Source organism: Streptomyces sp. NPDC021225, assembly GCF_044332865.1.
In the GTDB taxonomy this organism is placed as follows: domain Bacteria; phylum Actinomycetota; class Actinomycetes; order Streptomycetales; family Streptomycetaceae; genus Streptomyces.
Genome location: NZ_JBIRPV010000001.1, coordinates 602,994 through 628,766, shown reverse-complemented (window position 1 = coordinate 628,766; position 25,773 = coordinate 602,994). Strand labels below are relative to the sequence as shown.

At 70.2% G+C, this 25,773-nt stretch carries 20 protein-coding genes and 2 tRNA genes; 5 read left to right on the top strand and 17 right to left on the bottom strand.

Annotated features, from left to right (window positions below):
- Window positions 1–21: 21 nt before the first annotated feature.
- The 9 genes from mrdA to ACH4S9_RS02760 all read right to left on the bottom strand — a co-directional run bounded on the left by mrdA (window position 22) and on the right by ACH4S9_RS02760 (window position 11,916).
- Entirely contained in the window at window positions 22–2,157 is a 2,136-nt protein-coding gene (mrdA, locus tag ACH4S9_RS02800) for a penicillin-binding protein 2 (protein ID WP_311722449.1), read from the bottom strand.
- A gap of 34 nt (window positions 2,158–2,191) precedes the next feature.
- Window positions 2,192–2,806 (bottom strand): rod shape-determining protein MreD, encoded by a 615-nt coding sequence (gene mreD, locus ACH4S9_RS02795; protein ID WP_311722916.1) that lies wholly within the window; start codon window positions 2,804–2,806, stop codon window positions 2,192–2,194.
- A 6-nt stretch (window positions 2,807–2,812) separates the two neighbouring features.
- On the bottom strand, window positions 2,813–3,754 hold the full coding sequence (gene mreC / locus ACH4S9_RS02790; RefSeq protein ID WP_311722448.1) for a rod shape-determining protein MreC: 942 nt from the start codon (window positions 3,752–3,754) through the stop codon (window positions 2,813–2,815).
- 162 nt (window positions 3,755–3,916) lie between these two features.
- Window positions 3,917–4,936, bottom strand: coding sequence for a rod shape-determining protein (locus ACH4S9_RS02785; protein WP_311722447.1), 1,020 nt, complete (start codon window positions 4,934–4,936; stop codon window positions 3,917–3,919).
- 316 nt (window positions 4,937–5,252) lie between these two features.
- The gene (gene ndk / locus ACH4S9_RS02780; protein WP_311722446.1) at window positions 5,253–5,666 is read right to left on the bottom strand and encodes a nucleoside-diphosphate kinase; all 414 of its coding nucleotides are present in this window, start codon (window positions 5,664–5,666) and stop codon (window positions 5,253–5,255) included.
- Between the two features lie 75 nt (window positions 5,667–5,741).
- A complete protein-coding gene (locus ACH4S9_RS02775) occupies window positions 5,742–6,101 on the bottom strand; it encodes a DUF4233 domain-containing protein (RefSeq protein ID WP_311722445.1) in 360 nt (119 codons plus the stop codon).
- 1 nt (window position 6,102) lies between these two features.
- A complete protein-coding gene (locus ACH4S9_RS02770) occupies window positions 6,103–7,605 on the bottom strand; it encodes a folylpolyglutamate synthase/dihydrofolate synthase family protein (RefSeq protein ID WP_311722443.1) in 1,503 nt (500 codons plus the stop codon).
- Between the two features lie 83 nt (window positions 7,606–7,688).
- Window positions 7,689–9,140 (bottom strand): peptidoglycan D,D-transpeptidase FtsI family protein, encoded by a 1,452-nt coding sequence (locus ACH4S9_RS02765; protein ID WP_398369368.1) that lies wholly within the window; start codon window positions 9,138–9,140, stop codon window positions 7,689–7,691.
- Window positions 9,141–9,282: 142 nt separating this feature from the next.
- Window positions 9,283–11,916 (bottom strand): valine--tRNA ligase, encoded by a 2,634-nt coding sequence (locus tag ACH4S9_RS02760; RefSeq protein WP_398369366.1) that lies wholly within the window; start codon window positions 11,914–11,916, stop codon window positions 9,283–9,285.
- A gap of 121 nt (window positions 11,917–12,037) precedes the next feature.
- Here ACH4S9_RS02760 and ACH4S9_RS02755 point away from each other — a divergent pair, with 121 nt between their 5' ends.
- Genes ACH4S9_RS02755 through ACH4S9_RS02745 form a run of 3 tightly spaced genes read left to right on the top strand, consistent with a single transcriptional unit; the run spans window position 12,038 to window position 14,918 of the window.
- A complete protein-coding gene (locus ACH4S9_RS02755; protein WP_358845772.1) occupies window positions 12,038–12,973 on the top strand; it encodes a hypothetical protein in 936 nt (311 codons plus the stop codon).
- A 30-nt stretch (window positions 12,974–13,003) separates the two neighbouring features.
- Window positions 13,004–14,002 (top strand): hypothetical protein, encoded by a 999-nt coding sequence (locus ACH4S9_RS02750; protein WP_398369363.1) that lies wholly within the window; start codon window positions 13,004–13,006, stop codon window positions 14,000–14,002.
- 52 nt (window positions 14,003–14,054) lie between these two features.
- Complete coding sequence (locus tag ACH4S9_RS02745) at window positions 14,055–14,918, top strand: hypothetical protein (protein ID WP_398369361.1); 864 nt, start codon at window positions 14,055–14,057, stop codon at window positions 14,916–14,918.
- Between the two features lie 97 nt (window positions 14,919–15,015).
- On the opposite strand, the gene clpX is transcribed toward ACH4S9_RS02745, so the two are convergent.
- The 5 genes from clpX to ACH4S9_RS02720 all read right to left on the bottom strand — a co-directional run bounded on the left by clpX (window position 15,016) and on the right by ACH4S9_RS02720 (window position 19,854).
- Window positions 15,016–16,302, bottom strand: a complete 1,287-nt coding sequence (clpX, locus tag ACH4S9_RS02740; RefSeq protein ID WP_398369359.1) for an ATP-dependent Clp protease ATP-binding subunit ClpX — start codon at window positions 16,300–16,302, stop codon at window positions 15,016–15,018.
- Window positions 16,303–16,481: 179 nt separating this feature from the next.
- A complete protein-coding gene (locus ACH4S9_RS02735; RefSeq protein ID WP_311722435.1) occupies window positions 16,482–17,153 on the bottom strand; it encodes an ATP-dependent Clp protease proteolytic subunit in 672 nt (223 codons plus the stop codon).
- Window positions 17,154–17,205: 52 nt separating this feature from the next.
- Window positions 17,206–17,820 (bottom strand): ATP-dependent Clp protease proteolytic subunit, encoded by a 615-nt coding sequence (locus tag ACH4S9_RS02730; protein WP_089506800.1) that lies wholly within the window; start codon window positions 17,818–17,820, stop codon window positions 17,206–17,208.
- 353 nt (window positions 17,821–18,173) lie between these two features.
- Window positions 18,174–19,613 carry a trigger factor gene (gene tig, locus ACH4S9_RS02725; RefSeq protein ID WP_398369356.1) on the bottom strand — a complete coding sequence of 480 codons (1,440 nt, stop codon included), beginning with the start codon at window positions 19,611–19,613 and terminating at the stop codon, window positions 18,174–18,176.
- Window positions 19,614–19,777: 164 nt separating this feature from the next.
- A tRNA-Pro gene (locus tag ACH4S9_RS02720) sits at window positions 19,778–19,854 on the bottom strand.
- Window positions 19,855–20,027: 173 nt separating this feature from the next.
- Here ACH4S9_RS02720 and ACH4S9_RS02715 point away from each other — a divergent pair.
- Window positions 20,028–20,101 (top strand) — tRNA-Gly (locus ACH4S9_RS02715).
- A gap of 125 nt (window positions 20,102–20,226) precedes the next feature.
- On the opposite strand, the gene ACH4S9_RS02710 is transcribed toward ACH4S9_RS02715, so the two are convergent.
- A complete protein-coding gene (locus ACH4S9_RS02710; RefSeq protein ID WP_311722433.1) occupies window positions 20,227–20,421 on the bottom strand; it encodes a hypothetical protein in 195 nt (64 codons plus the stop codon).
- Between the two features lie 610 nt (window positions 20,422–21,031).
- Here ACH4S9_RS02710 and ACH4S9_RS02705 point away from each other — a divergent pair.
- Complete coding sequence (locus ACH4S9_RS02705) at window positions 21,032–22,213, top strand: acyltransferase family protein (RefSeq protein WP_311722431.1); 1,182 nt, start codon at window positions 21,032–21,034, stop codon at window positions 22,211–22,213.
- Between the two features lie 111 nt (window positions 22,214–22,324).
- On the opposite strand, the gene ACH4S9_RS02700 is transcribed toward ACH4S9_RS02705, so the two are convergent.
- Both ACH4S9_RS02700 and ACH4S9_RS02695 read right to left on the bottom strand, forming a co-directional pair.
- On the bottom strand, window positions 22,325–24,814 hold the full coding sequence (locus ACH4S9_RS02700; RefSeq protein ID WP_385341885.1) for an ABC transporter permease: 2,490 nt from the start codon (window positions 24,812–24,814) through the stop codon (window positions 22,325–22,327).
- Window positions 24,811–25,740: an ABC transporter ATP-binding protein gene (locus tag ACH4S9_RS02695; RefSeq protein WP_398369353.1), complete on the bottom strand. Its 930-nt coding sequence runs from the start codon at window positions 25,738–25,740 to the stop codon at window positions 24,811–24,813. The genes ACH4S9_RS02700 and ACH4S9_RS02695 overlap by 4 nt, the downstream gene beginning before the upstream one ends.
- Window positions 25,741–25,773: the final 33 nt, after the last annotated feature.

Below are 25,773 nucleotides of genomic sequence, written 5' to 3'. Positions count from 1 at the left end.
TGTACGTGTGCGTAGAGGCACTCACGCTTGCTCGTCCCGCCTTCCGACCGCCTTGACCGGCGGGCCCAGCGGCTGGTCCTGAATGGTGCCATCGGAATCGATCTTGGGGAGGGTCGCCTGGGGCTTGGGCAGCAGCGCCTTCTTGTTGTCGATGCCGCCCTTGGCGTCCACCCCGTAGAGCGCGTTGTAGATGTTGCGCACGGCCGGGCCGGAGGCGCCGGAGCCGGTACCACCCTGGGAGATCGTCATGACGATCGAGTAGTCCTTGGTGTACGTCGCGAACCACGAGGTCGTCTGCTTGCCGTAGACCTCGGCCGTACCCGTCTTGGCGTGCATCGGGATCTTGTTCTGCGGCCAGCCGCCGAATCGCCAGGCGGCGGTGCCGCGGGTCGCGACTCCCGCGAGGGCGCTGTCTATCTGGCGGCGCGTCTGCCCGTCCATCGGCAGCTTGCCGTGCGACTTCGGCTTGATCTCCTGGACCTTCTTGCCGTCGGCGCTGATGATCGCCTTGCCGATGGTCGGGTCGTACAGCGTGCCGCCGTTGCTGATCGCGGCGTAGATGGTCGCCATCTGGATCGGGGTGACGAGCGTGTCGCCCTGGCCGATGGAGTAGTTCACCGAGTCACCGGCGCGCATCTTCATGCCTTCGAGGCAGTTCTCGTAGGCGATCCGCTGGCCGTAGTTGCCGTCCTTCTTGCCGTACTTGCACCAGCCGTTCTTGTTGGCCTTCCAGTAGTCCTTCTTCCACTGGCGGTCCGGGATCCGGCCGGTGACCTCGTTGGGGAGGTCGATGCCGGTCTCCTTGCCGAGGCCGAACTGGTGGGCGGTCTTGTAGAACCAGTCCGCCGGGTGCTTCTTGGGCTTGTTGCCGCCGTCCTTCTGCCACTGCTTGTACGAGAGGTCGTAGAACACGGTGTCGCAGGAGACCTCAAGCGCCCGGCCGAGGCTGATCGGGCCGTAGCCCTTCGACTCGAAGTTCTTGAAGACCTGTGAGCCGATGCTGAACGAGCTGGAGCAGTTGTAGTTGCCGTCGAAGGGGTAGCCGGCGTTGACCGCGGCCGTGGTCGGGATCACCTTGAAGATCGAGCCGGGGGCCGACTGGCCCTGGATCGCCCGGTTCAGCAGCGGGTAGTTGGAGTTCTTGCCGGTGAGCCTCTTGTAGTCCTTGCCGGAGATGCCGCCGACCCAGGCGTTGGGGTCGTACGTCGGGTTGGAGGCCATCGCGACCACCCGGCCGGTCTTCGCCTCCATGACCACGACCGCGCCCGCGTCCGCCTCGTACCTGCGGCCCGTGTTCCGGTCCATCTCCTTGCGGGCGTCCTTCATCGCCTGGTCCAGCTCTTTCTCGGCGACGGCCTGCACCCGGGCGTCGATGCTGGTGACGACGTTGGCGCCGGGCTGGGCCTTCTGGCTCTCCGCCTGGCCGATGACCCGGCCGAGGTTGTCCACCTCGTAGCGGGTGACCCCGGCCTTGCCGCGCAGCTGGTCGTCGTACTCGCGCTCCAGGCCGTTACGGCCGACCTGGTCGGAGCGGAGCAGCGGCGAATGGCTGTCCTCGGCCTTCTTGATCTCCTCGTCGGTGACCGGGGAGAGGTAGCCGAGCACCTGTGCGGCGTTGGCGTCGCCCGGGGCGGCGTAGCGGCGCACGGCGGTCGGCTCCGCGCTTATCCCCGGGAAGTCCTCTTCGCGCTCGCGGATCTGGAGGGCCTGCTTGGGGCTGGCCTCGTCGGTGATGGGGATGGGCTGGTACGGCGAGCCGTTCCAGCAGGGCTGGGCCGTCTTGGCGTCGCACAGCCGGACCTTGTCCATCACGTCCTTGGGCTTCATGTCCAGGACGTCGGCGAGACGGGTGAGGACGGCCTTTCCGTCGTCCTTCATCTTCATCAGCTCGGTGCGGCTGGCGGAGACGACCAGGCGGGTCTCGTTGTCGGCGAGCGGCACGCCGCGGGCGTCCAGTATCGAGCCGCGCACGGCGGGGTGGACGACCTGCTGGACGTGGTTGTTGGCGGCTTCCGCGGTGTATTCGTCGCCGTTGCGGATCTGGAGGTACCACAGGCGGCCGCCGAGGGTGAGCAGCAGCGAGAAGACGATGATCTGGATGGCGACCAGCCGGATGGTGACGCGCGGAGTCCGCCCGGTCTCCGGGATATTACTCATGGCTGCTGCCCCCACTGGATGTCGGATCGAGGCCTCACAGGCGCTTGACCCCCTTGAGCCGTCCCGTCCCTCGGTTGGCGGCCTTCATCAGGAGCCCGCCGCGCTGGCTGCCGACCCGGGAGCCGCCGGAGCTGTCGGCCATCGGGTCGTTCTCGCTCTTTCTGGCCATTCCCATGATCAGCGGCACGGTGAAGGGCGCCAGCAGCAGGTCGTACAGCGCCGCGGTGAACAGCAGCTTGCTCAGGCCCACATGGCGGGAGGCGTCGTCGCCGACGAGCTGGCCGACGCCCGCGTACAGCAGCGTGCTGCCGATGGCCGCCGCGACGACCACGAGCATCGGCCCGGTGGCCGACCGGAGCTGGCCGGTCTCGGGCTTGGCGAGGCCCGCCAGATAGCCGATGACGCACAGCACCAGGGCGTACCGCCCGGCGGCGTGGTCGGCGGGCGGGGCGAGGTCGGCGAGCAGGCCGGCGCCGAAGCCGATGAGCGCGCCGCCCGTGTGGCCGTAGACCAGCGCGAGGCCGAGCACGACGAGCAGCAGCAGGTCGGGGACCGCGCCGGGCAGTTGGAGCCGGGCGAGCACACAGACCTGGACGACGAGGGCGATGACCACCAGGAGGGTCGAGAGCAGGACCCGGTTCAGACGCAGCATGGGTCAGCTCCTGTCGGCGGAGGCGCTCGGGGACGAGGTCGGTTTGACCGTGACGGTGACCGTGGGCGCCGGCTTGGGCTTGGCGGGCTTGGGCGGCAGCACCGTGTCCCGCGGGTTCTCGCGCGGCGGCTCGACGACGACCCCGACGATGTCGAGCTTGGTGAAGCCCACGTACGGGCGCACCAGCAGGGTGCGGGTCAGATCGCCGCCCGAGGGGTCGACCCGGACCACCTCGCCGACCGGAACGCCGGGCACGAAGGGCTTGTTGGCGCGGGAGCCGAAGGTGACCAGCCGGTCGCCCTTCTTGATCTTGGCCTTGCCGTTGAGGAGCTGGACGCGCAGCGAGCGGCCGCCCTGGCCGTTGGCGAAGCCGAGCTCGCCGGACTTCTCCATGCGGGTGCCGACGGTGAACTCCGGGTCGATGGCCAGGACGACGGTGGCCGTGGACGGGCCGACGGTGGTGACCCGGCCGACCAGGCCGTCGCCGTTGATGACGGTCATGTCGCGGCGGATGCCGTCCTTGCTGCCCACGTCGATGGTGACGGTCCAGGAGAAGCCCCGGGCCGCTCCTATGGCGATGACCTGGGCGCCCTTGATGCCGTACTGGCCGGCGCCCGCGGTCTTGCGCAGCTTGTCCAGCTCGACGACGCGGGCGCGGTTGCGGTCGTCGCTGCCGAGCCGCTGCTTGAGCTCCGCGTTCTCCCGCTCCAGGGCGCTGATCCGGTCATGCCGCTCGCCTGAGTCCCGTACGGCCGCGACGGCGTTGCCGACCGGGTCGACCGCGGACGCGACCCCGTCCTCGACGGGGCCGAAGACGGATGCGGCGGCCTGCCTGGCGCCGTCGAGGGGCGAGTCCTCGCCGCCGCGGATGTCCACCGTGATCAGTGCGAACGCGATGGCGACCAGCAGCACCAGGAGCAGCCGGCTCTCTCGTGTGTCCCTCACGTGCGGCGACGTGCCTTCCTCGTCGGAGTCGGACCGGCCACGTCATTCGTCAGGCGATTTTCACGTGTAGCCGGTCATGGGGAGCCAAATGCCTGTATATCAGTGAACCGCCGCTCCGCCGTACGGGAAGTCGGCCACCCGTACGGCGGATTCACCGGATCGTCATCTGCGGGGCTGGGCGTCCAGCACCTGCTGGAGCGCCTCGAACTCCTCGACGCACTTGCCGGAGCCGAGCGCGACCGAGTCCAGCGGGTCCTCGGCGATGTGGATCGGCATGCCGGTCTCCTGGCGCAGCCGCTCGTCGAGGCCGCGCAGCAGGGCGCCGCCGCCGGTGAGCACGATGCCGCGGTCCATGACGTCGCCGGACAGCTCGGGCGGGCACTTGTCGAGGGTGGTCTTGACCGCGTCGACGATCGAGTTGACCGGCTCCTCCATGGCCTTGCGGACCTCGGCGGCGGAGATCACGACGGTCTTGGGGAGACCGCTGACCAGGTCACGGCCGCGGATCTCGGTGTGCTCCTCCTCCTTGCCCTCGAAGGCGGAGCCAATCGTGATCTTGATGTTCTCGGCGGTGCGCTCGCCGAGCAGAAGGCTGTACTCCTTCTTGATGTGCTGGATGATCGCGTTGTCCAGCTCGTCGCCCGCCACCCGGATGGACTGCGCGGTGACGATGCCGCCGAGCGAGATGACCGCGACCTCGGTGGTGCCGCCGCCGATGTCCACGACCATGTTGCCGGTGGCCTCGTGGACGGGCAGGCCGGAGCCGATGGCGGCGGCCATGGGCTCCTCGATGATGTGCACCTGGCGGGCGCCCGCCTGGGTGGAGGCCTCGATGACCGCGCGGCGCTCGACGCCGGTGATGCCGGAGGGCACGCAGACGACGACGCGGGGGCGGGCGAGATAGCGGCGCTTGTGGATCTTCAGGATGAAGTAGCGCAGCATCCGCTCGGTGATCTCGAAGTCGGCGATCACGCCGTCCTTCAGCGGGCGCACGGCCACGATGTTGCCAGGGGTGCGGCCGATCATCTTCTTCGCCTCGGCGCCCACCGCGAGGATTCCGCCGGTGTTGGTGTTGATGGCGACGACGGACGGCTCGTTGAGGACGATCCCGCGGCCCCTGACGTACACCAGCGTGTTGGCGGTCCCGAGGTCGACAGCCATGTCACGGCCGATGAACGACATGTTGTTCCCCATGAGGATGCGTCAGGCCTTCCCAATTGAGCGATTGCTTGCTTGAGGTCGGCAGGATGTGGTGCGCTGCGAGGCGCGGAAGCTCTCATCGTAGTCACGCCCGCTCGAACACGCTGCGGGGGTCCTCCGCCATTGTCAGCAGAACACGGGCCCGCCCCCTGCTAATGGTGACGTCGTGTCGCGGGGATGCGTTCCCCCGATCGGCCCGCATATGCCGAAGGGCGGCCGAACAATGGCGGCCGCCCCAGGTGGGACCGGGTGACCATGTGATGAACGGTCAACCCGGCCCGGACGAGTTCAGGCGGGTTCAGGCGAGCCCGGGGAAGAAGATCTTGATCTCCCGCTGGGCGGACTCCTCGGAGTCGGAGGCGTGGATCAGGTTCTCCCGCACGATCGTGCCGAAGTCGCCGCGGATGGAGCCCGGCGCCGCGGCGATCGGGTCGGTCGGCCCCGCCAGCGCCCGTACGCCCTCGATGACGCGCTCGCCCTCGACGACCAGCGCGACCACCGGGCCGGAGGCCATGAAGTCCACCAGCGGCTCGTAGAAGGCCTTGCCCACGTGCTCGGCGTAGTGCTGCTCCAGCACCTCGCGGCCGAGCTCGCGCAGCTCCAGCGCGCTGATCGTCCAGCCCGCCTTCTTCTCGATGCGGCTCAGGATCTCGCCGATCAGTCCGCGTCGTACGGCGTCGGGCTTGAGAAGGACGAGCGTGCGCTGGGTCACTGCGAGAACTCCCTTGGAACGTGGCATGCGGGTGAAACTGTGCCGCCGAGGCTACATGGGTGAACGACGGCCACGTTACGCAGTGTCAGCACCGGCGGTGCCGGCGCGGGCGGAAGCGAAACGGGCCTTCGCCTCGTCGACCTTGCGGCCGTAGTGGACCGAGGCCCACCACAGCCCCGCGAAGGCCGCGCCCAGAACGTACATGGTGGTGACGATGGTGCCGCTCAGCACCAGGCCGATCTGAAGGGCCCAGCCGATGTGCACCGCGCCGGGGCGGCCGAGCATCCCGCACAGCAGGACGCACAGCGCCATGGCGATGCCGCAGACCGTCCACACCGTGGCCACGGACAGGCCGGAGACCTTCATGGCCACCAGACCGGCGAAGCCGATCACAAAGAATTCACCGATCAGGGTGGATGCGCACAGCGTTCGCATGTCAGCCCCTTCCCAGAAGCAGCCGGGCCTCGCCGACCGTTATCACCGACCCGGTCACCAGCACGCCCGCGCCCGAGTACTCGCTCTCTTCCTCCGCGAGCGTGATCGCCGCCTCCAGGGCGTCGTCCAGCCGCGGCTCGACCTGCACCCGCTCCGCGCCGAAGACCTCGACGGCGAAGCCGGCCAGCTCGTCCACGTCCATCGCGCGCTCGGTGGAGTTGCGGGTGATCACCACCTCCGCGAAGATCGGCTCGAAGGCCTCCAGGACGCCGCGTACGTCCTTGTCGCCGCTCGCGCCGACCACACCGATCAGCCTGCTGAAGCCGAAGGCCTCGGTGACCGCCTCGGCCGCCGCCCGCGCCCCGGCCGGGTTGTGCGCGGCGTCCAGGACCACGGTCGGGCTGCGGCGCACCACTTCGAGCCGGCCCGGGGAGGTGACGGAGGCGAAGGCGGTGCGGACCGTGTCGATGTCCAGGATGCGGGCGTGCTCCGAGCCGACGCCGAAGAACGCCTCCACGGCGGCCAGCGCCACCGCCGCGTTGTGCGCCTGGTGGGCCCCGTACAGCGGGAGGAAGACCTCCGGGTACTCACCGCCGAGGCCGCGCAGGGTCAGCAGCTGGCCGCCGACCGCCACCTCGCGGGAGAGCACGCCGAACTCCATGCCCTCGCGGGCGACCGTGGCATCCACCTCGACCGCGCGCTTGAGGACCACGGACGCGGCCTCCAGCGGCTGCTGTGCCAGCACCACCGTGGCGTCCTGCTTGACTATCCCGGCCTTCTCCGTCGCGATCTGCTCCGGAGTGGTGCCCAGCCGGTCGGTGTGGTCCAGCGAGATCGGCATGATCACCGCGACCCCGGCGTCGATCACATTGGTGGCGTCCCAGACGCCGCCCATACCGACCTCGACCACCGCGATGTCGACCGGCGCGTCCGCGAAGGCCGCGTACGCCATGCCGGTGAGCACCTCGAAGAACGAGAGCCGGTGCTCCTGTGAGGCGTCGACCATGTCGACGTACGGCCGGATGTCCTGGTAGGTCTCGATGAACCGCTCGGCGGAGATCGGCGCCCCGTCCAGGCTGATCCGCTCGGTGATCGACTGGACGTGCGGGCTGGTGTAGCGGCCGGTGCGCAGGTCGAAGGCGCCCAGCAGCGACTCGATCATGCGGGCGGTGCTGGTCTTGCCGTTTGTGCCGGTGATGTGGATCGAGGGGTAGGCGCGGTGCGGGGAGCCGAGGATGTCCATCAGCGCCTCGACGCGCACCAGCGAGGGGTCCAGCTTGGTCTCGGGCCAGCGCCCCGCGAGCTCCGCCTCCACCTCCCGCAGCGCCCGGTCCAGCTCCGGGTCGGCCGGACGGGAGGGCACTCCGTCCCCCTGCGCCGGCCCGGACCGGGTGCGCAGCGTCCGGCTCCCGGCCTCGATCACGGCGAGATCGGGGTCGCGGTCGGTCTCGGCTCCGACGATCTCGTCGAACTCATCGGGCTCGTTCTGGGGGCTCTCGCTCACGGTCACAGTCTACTTTCAGGGCTCGGCCTGCTTCCGGCGCGTCTCTTTTGGGGCTCGGTCCTCCTCCGGAGGCCGTGTGCCCCTCATACGCCCAGCGCCGCCTTCATCACCGACTTGGCGATCGGCCCGGCCAGGCCGCCGCCGGAGATGTCGGCGCGGGCCGCGCCGCTGTCCTCGACCGCCACCGCGACCGCGACCTGATGGCCCTGCCCGTCAGCCGCGTAACTCACAAACCACGCGTACGGGTTCGCGCTGTTGTTCTCGCCGTGCTGCGCGGTGCCGGTCTTGCCGCCGACCGTCACCCCAGGGATCTGGGCGCTGGTGCCGGTGCCCCGCTCCACCACCGTCGTCATCGCGGACCGCAGCTGCGAGGCCGTGGACGACGACATGGCCCGGCTGTACGCGGCGGGCTCGGTCCGGTCCAGGGTGCCCCCGCTGCCGTCGGTGGTGCGGTCGACCAGATACGGCTTCATCAGGGTGCCGCCGTCCGCGATGGCCGCGGAGACCATGGCCATCTGGAGCGGGGTCGCGGTGACGTCGAACTGGCCCATGCCGCTCAGGGCGGTCTGGGAGGCGTCCATGCCGCTGGGGTAGACGCTCTTCGCGGCGCGCACCGGGATGTCCAGCTTGGAGTCGTCGAAGCCCAGCTTCTTCGCCTGGGCCGCGACCTTGGTCTGCCCCAGGTCGACCGCCATCTTCGCGAAGACCGTGTTGCAGGAGTACTGGAGCGCGGTGCGTATCGTCGCGTTCTTGCAGGGGGCCGACGCGCTCTCGTTGGTCATGTCGGTGACCGTGCCGGGCAGCCGGTACGGGTCGGGGCTCTTCGTCGGCTCGTCCACGGAGCCGTAGAGCCCGTCCTCCAGCGCCGCCGCGGCGACGACCAGCTTGAAGGCCGAGCCCGGCGGATACGTCTGGCGCAGCGCGCGGTTGAGCATCGGCTGCTTCTCGTCCTTCTGAAGCGCGTTCCACGCCTTCTGGTCGGCGGCGGAGGAGCCCGCGAAGGTGCCGGGGTCGTAGGAGGGGGTGCTGGCCAGGGCGAGGACCTTCCCCGTCTTCGGGTCGATGGCCACGACGGCGCCGGTCTTGCTGCCGAGCCCCTTGTACGCGGCCTTCTGCGCGGCGGGGTCGATGGTGGTGAGCACATCGCCCGCCTTGGCCCGCTGCCGGGTCAGCAACTGGTCGGGGCCCGCCAGCCGGGAGTCCGAGCCGTCCAGCACGCCCCGGTTGAGCGCCTCCAGCTGGGTGGTGCCGTACGTCTGCGAGGCGTAGCCGGTGACCGGTGCGTACAGCTCGCCGTCGGTGTACGTCCGCTTGTACTTCAGGTCGCCGCTGGTGGCGGCGGAGCCGGTGACCGGCTTGCCGCCGACCAGGATGTCGCCGAGGGGCCCGGAGTACTCCTTGATGGCCATGCGCGGGTTGTGGGCGTTGTCGTCGAGGCTGTGCGCCCTGGCCACCTGGATCCAGGTGGCCCAGATGAGCAGGGCCAGCACGAGCAGCAGGCTGAACACGGAGGCGTGTCGCAGCGGCTTGTTCATGGTGGCGGTGCTCCTTCCGGGACGTACGAGCGGATAACTCCCGGAACGGTGCGTTTGGTTCCCGGGTGTGACCCCGCACACGCGAAGCGCCCCCGCCGCCCTCGGCTGAGGGGGCGGGGGCGCTTCGGCACCGGCTGGGTGGTCAGCCCTGGGGCAGGGCCGCCAACTGGGCGGTGATCCGGGCGATGTCGGCCTCGGCGGTCGACTGCCGGCCCCGGATCTTCTCCACGACGTGGTCGGGTGCCTTGGCCAGGAAGGCCTCGTTGTTCAGCTTCGCCGTGGTCTGGGCCTTGTCCTTCTCGGCCGCGGCGAGGTCCTTGGCGAGCCGCTTGCGCTCGGCCTCGACGTCGATCGCGCCGGACAGGTCAAGGGCCACGGTCGCGCCCGCGACCGGCAGCGAGGCGGTGGCGGTGAAGTCCTCACCGGCCGGCTGGAGCCTCAGCAGCGCGCGCATGGCGTCCTCGTGGACCGCCAGCGGGGTGCCGGACAGGTCGAGGCGCGCCGGGACCTTCTGGCCGGGCTGGAGGCCCTGGTCGGCACGGAACCTGCGGACCTCGGTGACCACCTGCTGGAGGGTGGTGATCTCCTGCTCGGCGGCGGCGTCGCGGAAGCCGCTGTCCCGCGGCCAGTCGGCGATGACCACGGACTCCCGGCCGGTGAGCGCGGTCCACAGCTTCTCGGTGACGAACGGGACGACCGGGTGCAGCAGCCGCAGCATCACGTCCAGGACCTCGCCGAGCACCCGCCGGGAGGCGTCGGCCGCCTCGCCGCCCTGCGCGAAGGTGGTCTTGGACAGCTCGACGTACCAGTCGAAGACCTCGTCCCACGCGAAGTGGTAGAGGGAGTCCGACAACTTGGCGAACTGGTAGTCCTCGTAGTACGCGTCGACCTCGGCGACCACCGTGTTCAGCCGGGACAGGATCCAGCGGTCGGCCGCGGACAGCCGCTCGGGGGCGGGCAGTTCGCCCTCGACCGTCGCGCCGTTCATCAGCGCGAAGCGCGTGGCGTTCCAGATCTTGTTGGCGAAGTTGCGGGACGCCTGGACCCAGTCCTCGCCGATCGGCACGTCCACGCCGGGGTTGGCGCCCCGGGCGAGGGTGAAGCGGACCGCGTCCGAGCCGTACTGGTCCATCCAGTCCAGGGGGTTGACCGCGTTCCCGAAGGACTTGGACATCTTCTTGCCGAGCTGGTCGCGCACCATGCCGTGCAGGGCGATGGTGTGGAACGGCGGGGTGCCGTCCATCGCGTACAGGCCGAACATCATCATCCGGGCGACCCAGAAGAACAGGATGTCGTAGCCGGTGACCAGGACGGAGTTCGGATAGAACTTCCGCAGGCTGCCGGTGTCCTCCGGCCAGCCGAGCGTGGAGAACGGCCACAGGCCCGAGGAGAACCAGGTGTCCAGGACGTCGCTGTCCTGGTGCCAGCCCTCGCCGGACGGCGGCTGCTCGTCCGGTCCGACGCACACGACCTCGCCGTTCGGCCCGTACCAGACCGGGATCCGGTGGCCCCACCACAGCTGGCGCGAGATGCACCAGTCGTGGAGGTTGTCGACCCAGTCGAAGTAGCGCTTGGCCATGTCCTCCGGGTGGATCTTCACCCGGCCGTCGCGGACCGCGTCACCCGCGGCCTTGGCCAGCGGGCCGACCTTGACCCACCACTGCATGGACAGCCGCGGCTCGATGGTTGTCTTGCAGCGCGAGCAGTGGCCGACGGAGTGGACGTACGGCCGCTTCTCGGCCACGATCCGGCCGTCGGCACGCAGCGCGCCGACGATGGTGCTGCGCGCCTCCAGCCGGTCCAGGCCCTGGAAGGGGCCGTGGGCGGTGATGACCGCGTGCTCGTCCATGACGGTCAGGCTCGGCAGCCCGTGACGCTGGCCGATCTCGAAGTCGTTCGGGTCGTGGGCCGGGGTCACCTTGACCGCGCCGGTGCCGAACTCCGGGTCGACGTGCTCGTCGGCGACGACCGGGATGCGGCGGCCGGTGAGCGGCAGCTCGATCTCGGTGCCGATCAGGTGGCGGTAGCGCTCGTCGTCGGGGTGGACGGCGACCGCGGTGTCACCGAGCATCGTCTCGGCGCGGGTCGTGGCCACGACGATCGAGGCGTCGCCCTCCCCGTAACGGATCGAGACCAGCTCGCCGTCGTCGTCCTGGTACTCCACCTCGATGTCGGAGATGGCCGTCAGACAGCGCGGGCACCAGTTGATGATCCGCTCGGCGCGGTAGATCAGCTCGTCGTCGTAGAGCTTCTTGAAGATGGTCTGGACGGCTTTGGACAGCCCCTCGTCCATGGTGAAGCGCTCTCGGTTCCAGGCGACGCCGTCGCCCAGGCGCCTCATCTGGCCGGAGATCTGCCCACCGGACTCGGCCTTCCACTGCCACACCCGCTCGACGAACGCCTCGCGGCCCAGGTCATGGCGGGAGACGCCCTCCTTGGCCAGCTCACGCTCCACCACGTTCTGTGTGGCGATGCCGGCGTGGTCCATGCCGGGCTGCCACAGCGTCTCGAAGCCCTGCATGCGCTTGCGCCGCGTGAGCGCATCGATGATGGTGTGCTCGAAGGCATGGCCGAGGTGCAGGGAGCCGGTGACGTTGGGCGGGGGGATGACGATGGTGTAGGGCTCTTTGCCGCTGTTCTCGTCCGCCTCGAAGTAACCGCGCTCTACCCAGCGCTCGTACAGCTGCCCCTCTACATCGGCCGGCGCGTACTGGGTCGGCAGTTCGGGGTGGCTGTTGGGCCCGCTGTCGGGGCGCTGCTGAGAGTTCTCGGTCACGACCGCAGTCTAAAGGGCCGCGGCACTCCGTTACGAACCCGTTGTGCCCCCGCCGCAAAGGGAGGCCAACGCGTCAGGAAGGATGTTGCGCACCTGTCATGGGCATCGAAGAGAGGGCACGATGAGCTACCACCAGCCGCCGCCGCAGCCCGGCCCCTACGGGGCGCAGCCGGGTCCGTACGGCGCCGGCCAGCCGCCCGTGCCCAATAATCCCTACACCCAGCAGCCGGGCTACGGCTATCCGCAGCAGCCGGCCGCGCCGGGCGGCTACGGCGGCCCCGGTACGTACGGCGGCTACGGCGCGCCGGGCCCCTATGGCCAGCCGAATCCGTACGCCCAGCCGCCGCAGCAGCAGACACCGCCCCCACAGCAGACGCAGGGACCCGGCTACGGCTACCCGCAGCAGCCGGCCCCACCCGCCGGCGGCCGCCGCAAGGGCAGGGCCGTGGGTATCACGGTGGCCGCGATCGTCGCCCTGGGGGCCGCGGGCGGCGGGGCCTACTTCCTGCTCGGCGGCGACGACGGGCCGTACAAGCTGACCACCCCCAAGACGGTCGCCGGCGACTATCAGCGCCAAGGGGCCGGCACCAACGAGAACGACCTGTCCGAGGCCGGCAAGAAGGACCTCCAGCAGGTGCCGGTCGTCGAGGATCCGCATCTGGTGGCGGCCGACTACCAGTCCGCGGGGAAGAACATGATGAAGTTCACCGGGGTCTGGGGCAAGGTGACCGACCCCAAGCGAGGGGCGGACCTGGCCCTGGCGGTCATCGTCAAGGCGCTTCAGGACAACGGCACGGCGCAGCCTCAGGGCAGCGCCCAGGAGTTCTCCCCCGACGGCTTCGACGGGGACGTCCTGAAGTGCCAGGGGCTGAAGTTCACCTCGGATCAGGGATCCGTGGAGGCGCCCGCGTGCGTCTGGGGCGACAAGGACACCTTGGGCATCACCGTGATGGTGGACCCGGCGGCCGCGGTCCTGGGCGGCGGCATGTCGCTGAAGGATGCCGCCGAGCTCACCGTCAAGGTGCGCGACGACGCGCGCGTCCAAATAGACAGCTAGCAACAACCGGCAACAAAGCGAAGGACAGACATGAGCTACAACCAGCCGGGCCCGTACGGCCAGCAGCCCCAGCAGCCGGGTCCCTACGGGCAGGGCGGCGCGGCCGGACAGCCCGGCTACGGCTACCCGCAGCAGCCCCCGCAGCAGGGCGGCGGCTACGGCCAGCCGAACCCGTACAGCCAGCCGCAGCAGCCCCCGCAGCCCCAGCCCGGGTACGGCTACCCGGGGCAGCAGCCCGCCGCCCCCTACGGCCAGCAGCCCCAGCAGCCGTACGGGCAGCCGGGCATGCCCGGGCCGTACCAGCCGGCGCCCCCGCCGAGCGGCGGCAACAAGAAGGGCCTGGCGATAGCCATCGGCGCGGTGGTCGTGGTGGCCGCGGTGGTCGGCGGGTTCCTGCTGTTCAACAACAACAAGGACGACGACAAGGGCGGCAAGGGCGGCGGCAAGAACGTCGTCGCCGACGACGGCAAGCGCTACAAGCTGACCACGCCCGGGACGGTCGCCGGCGAGTACACCAAGGACCCCTCCGGGAACAGCGACGGGCTCAGCGAGAGCGACAAGGCCGACTTCGAGAAGCTCGGCGTCAAGAACGCGCAGTCCGTCGGCGCCGGCTACAAGGCCGGATCGGGCGTGAGCCAGAAGGTCCTGAGCCTCAACGGTCTGTGGGGCACGATCGACAACCCCCAGGCCGTGGTGGACGGCGCCTTCGCGAAGATCTCGCAGGAGGCCCAGAAGGACTCCAGCGTCGGCAGCGGCGGCAAGGCCGAGCTCGAGGGCAGCCCGCAGCAGGTCACCCCGGCCGGTCTGGACGACGCCGTGATGAAGTGCCAGAACGTGAAGTTCACCGGCACCACCGAGGCCACCAAGAGCTTCACCATCCCGCTGTGCATGTGGGCCGACCACAGCACCGTCGGCTATGTGGTCGTCTCCGACGTGTCGGCCGCGCTCTCCGGCGGGGGCATGTCGATCGACACCGCCGCCGACATCACCGCGAAGGTCCGCAAGGACGCCCGCGTGGAGATCAAGTAGCGGCCCGCACAGCGAAGTTCACAGGCGCAGCCCGGAGGGGGATCCCCACACGATGAGCTACAACCAGCCGCCGCCGCAGCCCGGCCCTTACGGCGGGGGCCAGACGGGCCCCAACCCATACGGAGGCGGTCAGCCCAACCCGTACGGCGGGGCGCAGCAACCGACCGCGGAGCCCAATCCGTACGCACAGCAGCCGGGCTACGGCTACCCCCAGCAGCAGCCGCAGCAGGGCTACGGCTATCCCCAGCAGCCGACCGCCCCTTACGGCCAGCCCCAGGCGCCCTTCCCGGGGCCCGCGGCGCCGGCCGGGGGACGCAACAAGACCAAGATCATCGCGATCTCGGCGGCCGGTCTGGTGGTGATCGGCGCGATCGTCACCGGCGCCGTGGTGCTCAGCCAGGGCGAGGACAAGCCCAAGGCGATGAAGCTGGTCGCCCCCAAGTCGCTGGACGACGGCACGTACACCCTGGACAAGGGCACCAAGGACCTCGAGAACGAGGGCACCAGCGTGCAGGACAGCATGCCCGACGGCGCCACCTCCGTCCTCGCCCAGTACACGCGCTCCGACGACTCGAACTCGGGGCTGGCCTACTCCGGTGTGTACGGGGAGTTCAGCGACCCCGACAAGGTCCGCGACGAGATGTTCAAGGGCTTCACGGGCGGCGACGCCTCCCCGACGGTCGAGAAGAAGCGCAAGACGTTCCACCCCGAGGGCGAGAACGGGCCGAGCATAGAGTGCGAGGTCGTCAAGATGTACGACCGGATCTACGCCCCTGCCTGCGCCTGGGCCGAGAAGACGGACGCGGCCATGGTGCTGGACATCAACGCGGAGAGCACGACCGTGGACGACGCCGACATGGAGGCGTTCGCTGAGGTGACCGCGGGCATCTACAAGGACACCCGCAAACCCGCCTGAGCGGCGCGCTGACGCCGTACGACGCGAGGAGGGCCCCGGGGATTCCCCAGGGCCCTCCTCGCGTCTGTGGCGCCTTCCAGCGCCTTGCCGCGCGGCCTTACGCGCTCTTCTCGTGGCGCTCGCCCGGCTCGGTGCCGCGGGAGCGCGGCACCAGGGTCGGGTTGACGTTGGAGTGGACGACGTCCTCGGTGATGACGACGCGGGCGACGTCCTTGCGGGACGGCACCTCGTACATCGCCGACATCAGGACCTCTTCGATGATGGCGCGCAGACCGCGCGCGCCGGTGCCGCGCAGGATCGCCTGGTCGGCGATGGCCTCCAGGGCCGGGCGGTCGAAGTGCAGCTCCACGCCGTCGAGTTCGAAGAGCCGCTGGTACTGCTTCACCAGTGCGTTCCGCGGCTCGACGAGGATCTGGAGCAGCGCCTCGCGGTCCAGGTTGTGGACGGAGGTGATGACCGGGAGGCGGCCGATGAACTCCGGGATCATCCCGAACTTCACCAGGTCCTCCGGCATGACCTCCTGGAACTGGTCGCTGGCCTCGATCTCGCGCTTGGAGCGGATCGTGGCGCCGAAGCCGATGCCCTTGGCGCCGGCCCGCGACTCGATGATCTTCTCCAGACCGGCGAAGGCGCCACCCACGATGAACAGCACATTCGTGGTGTCGATCTGGATGAACTCCTGGTGCGGGTGCTTGCGGCCGCCCTGCGGGGGCACCGAGGCCGTGGTGCCCTCCAGGATCTTCAGCAGCGCCTGCTGCACGCCCTCGCCGGAGACATCACGGGTGATCGAGGGGTTCTCGCTCTTGCGGGCCACCTTGTCGATCTCGTCGATGTAGATGATGCCCGTCTCGGCCTTCTTGACGTCGTAGTCGGAGGCCTGGATCAGCTTCAGGAGGATGTTCTCCACGTCCTCGCCGACATAGCCCGCCTCGGTGAGCGCGGTGGCGTCGGCGATGGCGAAGGGGACGTTGAGCATCCGGGCGAGGGTCTGCGCCAGCAGGGTCTTGCCGGAGCCGGTCGGGCCGAGCAGCAGGATGTTGGACTTCGCCAACTCGATGCCGTCGTCGCGGTTGTGGGCGCTGTTCTCGCCGGCCTGGACCCGCTTGTAGTGGTTGTAGACGGCGACGGAAAGCGCCTTTTTCGCGGCCTCCTGGCCGACGACATAGCCCTCGAGGAACTCGTAGATCTCGCGGGGCTTGGGGAGTTCCTCCCAGCGCACCTCGGAGGTCTCGGCGAGCTCTTCCTCGATGATCTCGTTGCAGAGATCGATGCACTCATCGCAGATGTACACACCCGGGCCCGCGATGAGCTTCTTCACCTGCTTCTGGCTCTTCCCGCAGAACGAGCACTTGAGCAGGTCGCCGCCGTCACCGATGCGTGCCACGAGGTGATTCCCCTTCGCCTTGGATCCGCTTTGTTCAGCCGAATCCGGGTGCTTGCGCTGCGCTTTCTGCTTCTGTTACCGGGGGCGGACCCCAGCCCCCTATGACGGTACCTTGCTCAGGGCCCCGTTCGGGCCCCCCTTGGCGCTACTCGATACAAGGGGGGCGCCGATACCGGAGTTCAGCCCAGGCCCACCGAGGTCTTGCGGGTCGAGACGATCTGGTCGATCAGACCGTACGACAGCGATTCCTCGGCCGTGAGGATCTTGTCCCGCTCGATGTCGTCGCGGATCTTCTCGATCGGCGTCGTGGAGTGCTTGGCCAGCATTTCCTCGAGCTGCGAACGCATCCGCAGGATCTCGTTGGCCGCGATCTCCAGGTCGGAGACCTGACCGCGCCCGGTCTCGCTGTACGGCTGGTGGATCAGCACGCGGGCGTTCGGCAGCGCCATCCGCTTGCCGGGCGTGCCGGCGGAGAGCAGCACGGCCGCGGCGGAGGCCGCCTGGCCCATGCAGACCGTCTGGATGTCGGGCTTGACGAACTGCATGGTGTCGTAGATGGCGGTCAGCGCGGTGAACGAGCCGCCGGGCGAGTTGATGTAGATCGAGATGTCACGGTCCGGGTCCATCGACTCCAGGCACAGCAGCTGCGCCATGACGTCGTTGGCGGAGGCGTCGTCGATCTGCACGCCGAGGAAGATCACGCGCTCTTCGAAGAGCTTCGCGTACGGGTCGTACTCCCGGATGCCCTGGGAGGTCCGCTCGACGAAGCGCGGCACGACGTAGCGGGCCTCGGCCTGGGGGCCGTCGTGGCGGGCGTACAGGCCCCTGCCGGGGAAGTTCTGGGTGTTCACATGCACCGTCCTGGTGATGAGCAGTGGGCTGGGTCGGCTGGGAGCGGGCGGCTCACGCCCCGGTGCCACCACCGCCCGGGATGTGTGCGGCGGAGGCGATGACCTCGTCGACCAGGCCGTACGCCTTGGCTTCCTCGGCCGAGAACCAGCGGTCGCGGTCGGAGTCGCGAGTGATCTGCTCAACGGTCTGGCCGGTGTGGAAGGCGGTGAGGTCGGCCATCTTCTTCTTCGTGCGCAGCAGCTGCTCGGCGTGGATCTTGATGTCCGACGCGGAGCCCGCCAGGCCCGCGGACGGCTGGTGGATCAGGATCTCGGCGTTCGGCAGCGCGAAGCGCTTGCCGGGGGTGCCCGCGCTCAGCAGGAACTGGCCCATCGAGGCGGCGAGGCCCATGGCGATGGTGATCACGTCGTTCTTGATGTACTGCATGGTGTCGTAGATCGCCATGCCGGCCGTGATCGAGCCGCCCGGAGAGTTGATGTAGAGGTTGATGTCCTTGTCGGGCTCCGCGGCGAGCAGCAGCAGCTGCGCGGTGATCTTGTTGGCGATGTCGTCGTCGACCGGCTGGCCGAGGAAGATGATCCGCTCACCGAGCAGCCGGTTGTAGACCTGGTCGCCGAGGCCTCCGAAGGTCGGCTCGCCGGCGGCGGAAGGCATCGTATTCGTCACGTATCCACCTGCTCGTCTCTGACGGCGACTGGCCGTCTCAGCGTCTTCTTCTGGGACGCGGGGGGCGTAACCGCCGGTACGCTCCGGCGGGCTCGTGGGACTCCCCTGCCCTCGTATCTACGGACCCTAACGCGCTGGTCGGCGGGCGCCATCCCGCATCAGGAACTGTTCGCTCTGAGCGCAGGTTCCTGCCGGTCGCGGGGGTGTGCGGGGCATGGGCACGGGGTCGCGCCGCGGAAGTCCCGCGAGGTGCCTCCCAGGGGCCGTCACGGGGCCGTGGAACCACGAACGGGCCCGGACGCGCTCAGACGTTCGGGCCCGCTCGTACGGGCTTTCAGAGGGCGGCGGGGCGATCAGCCCTCGGCCTTCTCCCCACCCTTGTCGGCCTTGTCGGCCTCCTCGGCCTTCTCAGCCTCGGCGGCCGGCTCCTCGGCGGCGGCCTCGACGGTCTCGCCGGTCTCGGCTGCCTCGTCAGCCTCGTCGTCGTCCTCCAGGTCGACGGTCTCACCCTTGTCGTCGACGACCTTCGCGGCCTCGACCACGACCGCCAGGGCCTTGCCCCGGGCGACCTCGCCCACGAGCATCGGCACCTGGCCGCCCTCGACCACGGCCTGGGCGAACTGGTCCGGGCTCATGCCGGAGGACTGCGCACGGCGCATCAGGTGCTCGGTGAGCTCCTCCTGGCCGACGGACAGCTTCTCCTTGTTGACCAGCTCGTCGAGCACGAACTGGGTCCTGATGCCCTTCTCGGCCTGCTCCTTGAGCTCGGCCTCGAACTCCTCGGCCGTCTTCTCCTGCATCTCCAGGTAGGCGTCCAGGGTCAGACCCATCTGGCCGAGCTGGTGGTGCTCCAGGTTGTGCTTGCGGGTCTGGATCTCGTCCTCGAGGAGCTTCTCGGGGATCGGGACCTCGACCAGCTCCAGGAGGGCGTCGAGCACCTTCTCCTGGGCCTGGGTGGCCTGGTCGAACTTCTTCGACTGCTCCAGGCGCCGGCGGGTGTCGCCGCGCAGCTCCTCGAAGGTGTCGAACTCGCTGGCCAGCTGAGCGAAGTCGTCGTCCAGCTCGGGCAGCTCGCGGGCCTTGACCTCGGAGACCTTGACGGTGACCTCGGCCTCCTTGCCCTTGGCGGAGCCGCCCTTGAGCTCGGAGGTGAAGGTGGCGGAGCCGCCGGCCTCCAGGCCGGTGACCGCCTCGTCGATGCCCTCGAGCAGCTCGCCGGAGCCGATCGTGTAGTTGACGCCGGTGGCGACGCCGTCCTCGAGGACCTCGCCCTCCACCTTGGCCTCGAGGTCGACGACCACGATGTCGCCCTCGGCGGCGGCACGCTCGACCGCGCTGGTGGTGGCGAAGCGGTCGCGCAGCTGTTCGACGGCCTTGTCGATGTCCTCGTCCGAGACCTCGACGGAGTCGACGGTGACCTCGATGCCGGAGTAGTCCGGGATCTCGATCGCCGGGCGGATGTCCACCTCGGCGGTGAAGGCCAGCAGCTCGTTGTCCTTGAGCTCGGTGATGTCGACCTCGGGCTGGCCGAGCGGGTTCAGCTCACCCTCGTTGACCGCGTCGGTGTAGAACTTCGGGAGCGCGTCGTTGACGGCCTCCTCCAGCACCGCGCCACGGCCGAAGCGCTGGTCGATCACACGGGCCGGGATCTTGCCCTTGCGGAAGCCGGGCACCGTGACCTGCTGGTTGATCTTCTTGTACGCCGCGTCGAGGCTGGGCTTGAGCTCCTCGAAGGGCACCTCGACAGTGAGCCGAACCCGAGTCGGGTTCAGGGTCTCCACGGCGCTCTTCACGGTTCGGTCTCCTTGGGGCTGACTTCTTTGGGTTCTGCTGCGTTGCTGTGATGCGTTTCAGCGGATCGCGCCCGGTTAGAGAAAGTCACAGACGCGCAGCTTGCATAGTAACCGCACGCATGACGCGGCCCACAATGCGATCTTGCGCTTGTGGTGATCGTGAGTGGTCGGGGTGGCCGGATTCGAACCGACGACCTTCCGCTCCCAAAGCGGACGCGCTACCAAGCTGCGCCACACCCCGCCGGTGCGACACGTAGGGTACATGCCCGCGCGGGCCCCGGCTGCCGGTTTTCCGACTGGTGGGCAAGGGTGTGCGGGATACGGCGCGGACCCGCTACGATGCTTCCCGTGCCGCGGGTCGAGCGATCACGCTCGGCGGCCGCGCCCGGGACATCCGGCGGGGCGGCGGTGCAGGCGGGCGTAGCTCAATGGTAGAGCCCCAGTCTTCCAAACTGGCTACGCGGGTTCGATTCCCGTCGCCCGCTCCATGGCTCGCGGCCCGGTTCAGGGGATTTCCCCAGTGCCGGGCCGTTCGCGTTTCCCGGGACCCGCCTCGCCCTTGGGACCCGCCTTCCGGGTCCCGGCGGCTCCGCGGGCAGGATGCGCTGACGGATCAGATGTCGAAGTCGCTGATCGAGCGCGAGATCGAGTCGAGGAAGTCCTGGATGTTCGGCGCCAGGTCGGACGAGGCGAGTAGGAACCCGAAGAGCGCCGCCACAAGGGCGGGCCCTCCCTTGATCTTGCCGCTGCGGATCATCAGCACAAGGATGACCCCCACCAGCACCACCAAAGACACTGTTATGACCACGACTGATCACACACCCTCGGTTGCTCCGCATCTCTCCGGCCCCGGAAGCACACGACCTCGCACACCCCCGCGACACCATCGTGCCATCAACTGCCGCCGCACCGGAGGCGCGTGACGGAACCGCCGGTCCGTCGGTCCGCACCTCACCTACCCACCGAAGCGGTCCCGGACGAGCCGGGAGAGGGTGACGCGGCCCACAATTCGACGACCTGCCCGACGATCAGAATTGGCCTTGATCACATAGTCTGGCGAGAAATTCCAAATTACCGGCGAGGCCGTTCCGGCGGGGCAGCGCGTAACGACAAAGCGCCAATGAACCAGACATTCCGCCAGAGCCGCTTGCAGGGCATATGTCGCCATTTAAGCTGGATGAAACCCGACAGATCGGGCACACTTGGGCCGCGGCGCCGGACATGGGGATCGCTTTGTCGACTTACCCCCGAGAAGTATCTGTGCAGGCCATGTATGTGATAGGCAACAAAGAACTGAACGAGGTTTTACGCAATAGAGGTTCCGGGGCTATCGTGCCTCAGATGTTCCACACTGCCATCACTCCCCGGCGCGCAGTGTGGTCCCGGGTCCTCTCCCCCAGCTCCTGGTGGGAGGGCCTGTGACCAACTCCCTGCGCCCGCACGGTTTTCAGCGGGCCCCGCTCCCCCCGGCCCGGGAGGCGGAGCCCACTCCCCCCACACCGCACAGCGACACAGCAGGGCATCAGACGGGTCCACCGACCGCTTCGAACGGGCCCAAGCCCAAGCAGCGGGACGCGTTCTTCGACAACGCGAAGTACCTCGCGATCGTCCTGGTCGCCATGGGCCACGCGTGGGAGCCGCTCACCGACGGGAGCCGCACCGCCAGAGCGCTCTACATGACCGTCTACTCGCTCCATATGCCGGCGTTCATCCTCATCTCCGGCTATTTCTCGCGCAGCTTCGACATGCGGCCCGACCGGCTCAGGCGGCTGATCACCGGAATCGCGGTGCCGTATCTGATCTTCGAGATCGGGTACACCTTCTTCAAGCGCTGGGCGGACGACGACCCCACCTACGACTTCAGCCTGCTGGACCCCTGGTATCTGACCTGGTTCCTGATCGCGCTGTTCGTCTGGCGGATGACCACGCCGATCTGGAAGATCATCCGCTGGCCCGTCCCGCTCTCGCTGGCCATCGCGACGCTCGCCTCGGTCTCCCCCGACATCGGTGACGACCTCGATCTCCAGCGGGTGCTCCAGTTCCTGCCGTTCTTCGTGATCGGGCTGCACATGAAGCCGGAGCACTTCCAGCTGATGCGGGGGCGCCGGGCGCGGATCCTGGCCCTGCCGGTGCTGGCCTCCGCGTTCGTGTTCGCCTACTGGGCGGGCCCGCGGATGAACAAGGCGTGGTTCTACCGCCGCGACAGCGTCCAGGAGCTGGCCGCGCCGCCGTGGACCGGGCCCGTGATGACCCTCGCGATGTTCGGCTGCTCGATGGTGCTGGTCGCCTGCTTCTTCGCCTGGGTGCCGCGGCGGCGGATGTGGTTCACCGCCCTGGGCGCCGGGACTCTGTACGGCTATCTGCTGCACGGCTTCCTCGCCAAGGGCTCCCGCTTCTGGGGCTGGTACGACGACAACCCGTGGGTGAACGACCCGCTGGGTGAGATCGCGGTGACCGTGATCGCCGCGGCGGTGATCACCGCGCTCTGCACACCACCCGTGCAGCGCATGTTCCGCTTCGCGATGGAGCCGAAGATGGCCTGGGCCTTCCGCAAGGACCCGGCCGAGCAGGCCCGCAAGCGCACCACCCCGGCGGCCTGACCGCCCGACCCGAGCGCACGACGGAAGACCGCGCCGGGGCCGTGTACAACGGCCCCGGCGCGGTCTTCGCCGTTTCACCGGCCTGTTTCTCAGACCCCTGCCTCTCGCCGGTCAGTGGCCGCGGCGGAGCACCGCCCGGGCGGGCAGCGCCGTCGCCAGCAGGCCGAGGGCCAGCGCGGTGCCCGCGAAGCCCGCGTACGTCAGCGGCGGGAGGTACGGGCCCTCGCCGGTCAGGCCGCGCGTCATCGGGACGAGTGTGGCCAGCGCGATCGCCGTGCCCAGCGCGACCCCCGCGACGACCACCAGCAGCGCCTCCCAGCGCACCATCCGCAGGACCTGCCGCCGCGTCGACCCGACCAGCCGCAGCATGCCCAGCTCCCGTCGGCGGTCCAGCACGGTCATCACCAGCGTGTTGGCTGCGGCCACGGCGGCGAAGCCGCCCAGCACCGCGGCCATCACGGCGTTGGCCCACGCGTTGAGCTCGCTCTCCTCGTTCCGGGCGGCCGCGTAGCCGCCGGGTCCCGCGACCTCGCCGAGCGGGCCGAGCGCCGCCGCGACGGCCGCCGGGTCGGCGCCCTCGGCGTCCCGTACCAGCACATGGCTGTCGAAGGCCGAGGTCATATGGGAGGCCAGTGCCGCGCGGGGCAGAGTGATCCGGGCCAGGCCCAGCCCCCGCCCGTAGATCGCGACGACCTTGGGCGCGGCCGCCGTGCCGTCCGGGAGGCGCAGCCGGAGCCGGTCGCCGACCTTCACCCCCACCGCGGAGGCGACGTCGGCGTCCACGGCCGCCGTGCCGCGCCCCAGCGCCTCCAGGCTGCCCGTACGGACGTCGAGGTCCTGGACGGCTGCCAGGGCGCGGCCGGCCTCCGAGACGCCCTGCGCCGACTCGCTCGCCAGCCAGGCGCCGTCGCCAGAGCCCCTGGGCACCAGCACTCCGGTGCGCAGCACCCCGACCGCCGCCGCCACGCCCCGGACGGAGCCGGCGCGGGCCGTGGCGTCGGCGGGCAGTCCGACCGGCGCGGAGACGACGTGGTCGGCGACGATGCCCGCGCTCCGCTGCCCGGCGGTCGCGTGGTCCTCGCTGGTGTGCAGGAACACCAGCGTCGAGGCGAAGGCCATCGCGAGCACCAGCGGAGTGATCGCCGAGGCCAGGCGGCGGGCGTTGACCCAGGTGTTGGCCGCGGCCAGGACGGCGGGGGCCCGGCCCGCCCGCAGCGGCAGGCCGACCAGCCAGGCGCAGCCGCGGGCGACGAACGGGCCGAGCAGCCCGACGGCCAGCATGAACAGCATCACCATGCCGAGGGCGACGTTGGCCGCGTCGTCCCCCGAGGAGGAGGCCGCCACGCCCGTCAGCACACCGCCGCCGACCAGGGCCGCGGTGCCCAGCAGCGTACGGATCACCCCGGGGCGGAACGGCTCGGCGGCCGCCTCGCCCAGCGCCTGGCCCGGCTTGATCCGGGCCGGTCTGCGGGCGGCGGCCAGGCCCGCGAACAACGCGGCGACCAGCCCCGCGCCGACCGCGCTGACCAGCGGGATCCAGGAGACCGAGAGATCCACCCCGGCCGGGATCGCGCCCCGGTCCCGGAGCTGTCCGAACCACCAGTGCGCGAGCGCGATGCCGGGCAGCGTGCCGATCGCGCCCGCGAGCGGGGCGACCAGCAGCGCCTCCGTGGCGATGGACCGGCGGATCTGGCGCGGGGTGGCACCGACCGCGCGCAGCAGCGCGATCTCACGGCCGCGCTGGCCGACGGAGAGGGCGGCGGTCCCGGCGGTGGTGAAGATCGCGACCATGGTGGCGATCCCGCCGAAGGAACCGCCGATCCCCTCCAGCAGGTCCTTCGCCCCCGCGAGACCGGGCTCCCGGGCCGCGCCGCGCCCCTCGCCGGTGTGCACGCGTACCCCGGGCGCCGCCTTGAGGGCGCGCCCGAGGCGGTCCGCCAGGGCGGCGGGGGTCGTGCCGGGCTCCGGACGGACCAGGACGGCGTCGACGGTGGCGGGGTGGCCGGACAGGGCCCTCGCCCGGGAGTTGGTGAACCAGACGGTGGGCCCGGGGTCCGGCGCGCCGCCGTCCGTACGGGTGATGCCGGAGACCCGGAAGCGGTGGTCGCCGTCGGCGGCGGTCAGCGTGACCTGGCCGCCCACGCCGCTGCGCGCCGCACGCGCGGCCGCCGGGTCCAGGACGACCTCGCCGTCCCGCGGGGCCGCTCCGGAGCCGAGCGCGACCCCGGTGAAGGGGGCCGAGCCCCAGCCGTGGGCGGTCAGGGCGGCGTCGCCGCCCCGGACCGGGAAGGTCAGGTCGGGCGCGGCGGCCGCGGCGCCCGGGGTGCGGGCGGCCGTGGCGACGAGCGAGGCGTCGAGCCGGACCCGGTCGGGGGCGGGCTCCGACGCCTCGCGGTTCCCCACCCGCTGGTCCGGGGCGACCACGACCGGGGCGCTCGCGTAGCGCCCGGGCGGCACCGCGGCCCGCAACCCGGTCTCCAGCAGGATCCCGCAGGCCGACACGATCGCGGCGGCCAGTATCAGGGCGATGAACGTGCCCGCGAAGGCGGCGGGCTTGAAGCGGACGGCGGCGCGGGCCAGTCCGTTGCCGAGCGGTCTCATCGGGCCGTCTCTCCGGACAAGGGCGCGCCGACGGGCGTGGTCGCCGTGCTCAGTGTGGTCGCCGTGCTCGCCGTGCTCGCCGTGCTCGCCGTGCTCGCCGTACGGGGCGGCGCGCCGGCGGCCGCGCGGGCGGTGAGCCGGGCCATCCGGGCGGTGACCTCCTGGGCGTCGGCGCGGGCCATGCTGTCGGCGATCGAGCCGTCGTCGAGAAAGAGCACCTGGTCGGCGTAGCTCGCGGCCACGGGGTCGTGCGTGACCATGACGACGGTCGCGCCGAGCGCGTCCACGGCGTGCCGCAGCAGTCCGAGCACCTCGGCGGCGGTGCCGGTGTCCAGGGCACCGGTCGGCTCGTCGGCGAAGACCACGTCGGGGCTGGTGACGAGCGCGCGGGCGATGGCCACCCGCTGCTGCTGCCCGCCGGAGAGCATGCCCGGCCGGCGCCCGGCGTGCTCGTGCAGCCCCACCTGGGCGAGCACGGCCCGGGCCCGGGCCCGGTCGGGGCGCGCGCCCGCGAGCCGCATCGGGAGCACCACGTTCTGCTCCACGGTGAGGGAGGGCAGGAGGTTGAAGGACTGGAAGACGAAGCCGAGGCGGGTGCGGCGCAGCGCGGTGAGCTTGTCCTCGGTCATGCCGGTGATCTCCGTGCCGCCGAGGCGGACCGAGCCCGCGGTCGGCCGGTCGAGGCCGGCGGCGCACTGGAGGAAGGTCGACTTGCCGGAGCCGGAGGGGCCCATCACGGCGGTGAAGCTCCCCCGGGGGAGGGTGAGGTCGATGCCGCGCAGGGCGTGCACGGCGCGCGAGCCGCGGCCGTACTGCCGCCGCACGCCGCGCAGTTCGACGGCTGTGCCGCCCGCGTCGGCCGCGGCCTCCCCCCACTCGCCCCGACGCTCCTCGCGCCGCTCTTCGCGCCGCCTCCGCAGCCGCATGGTCTCCGCCCTTCCGAGGTGCTTGACGATGCC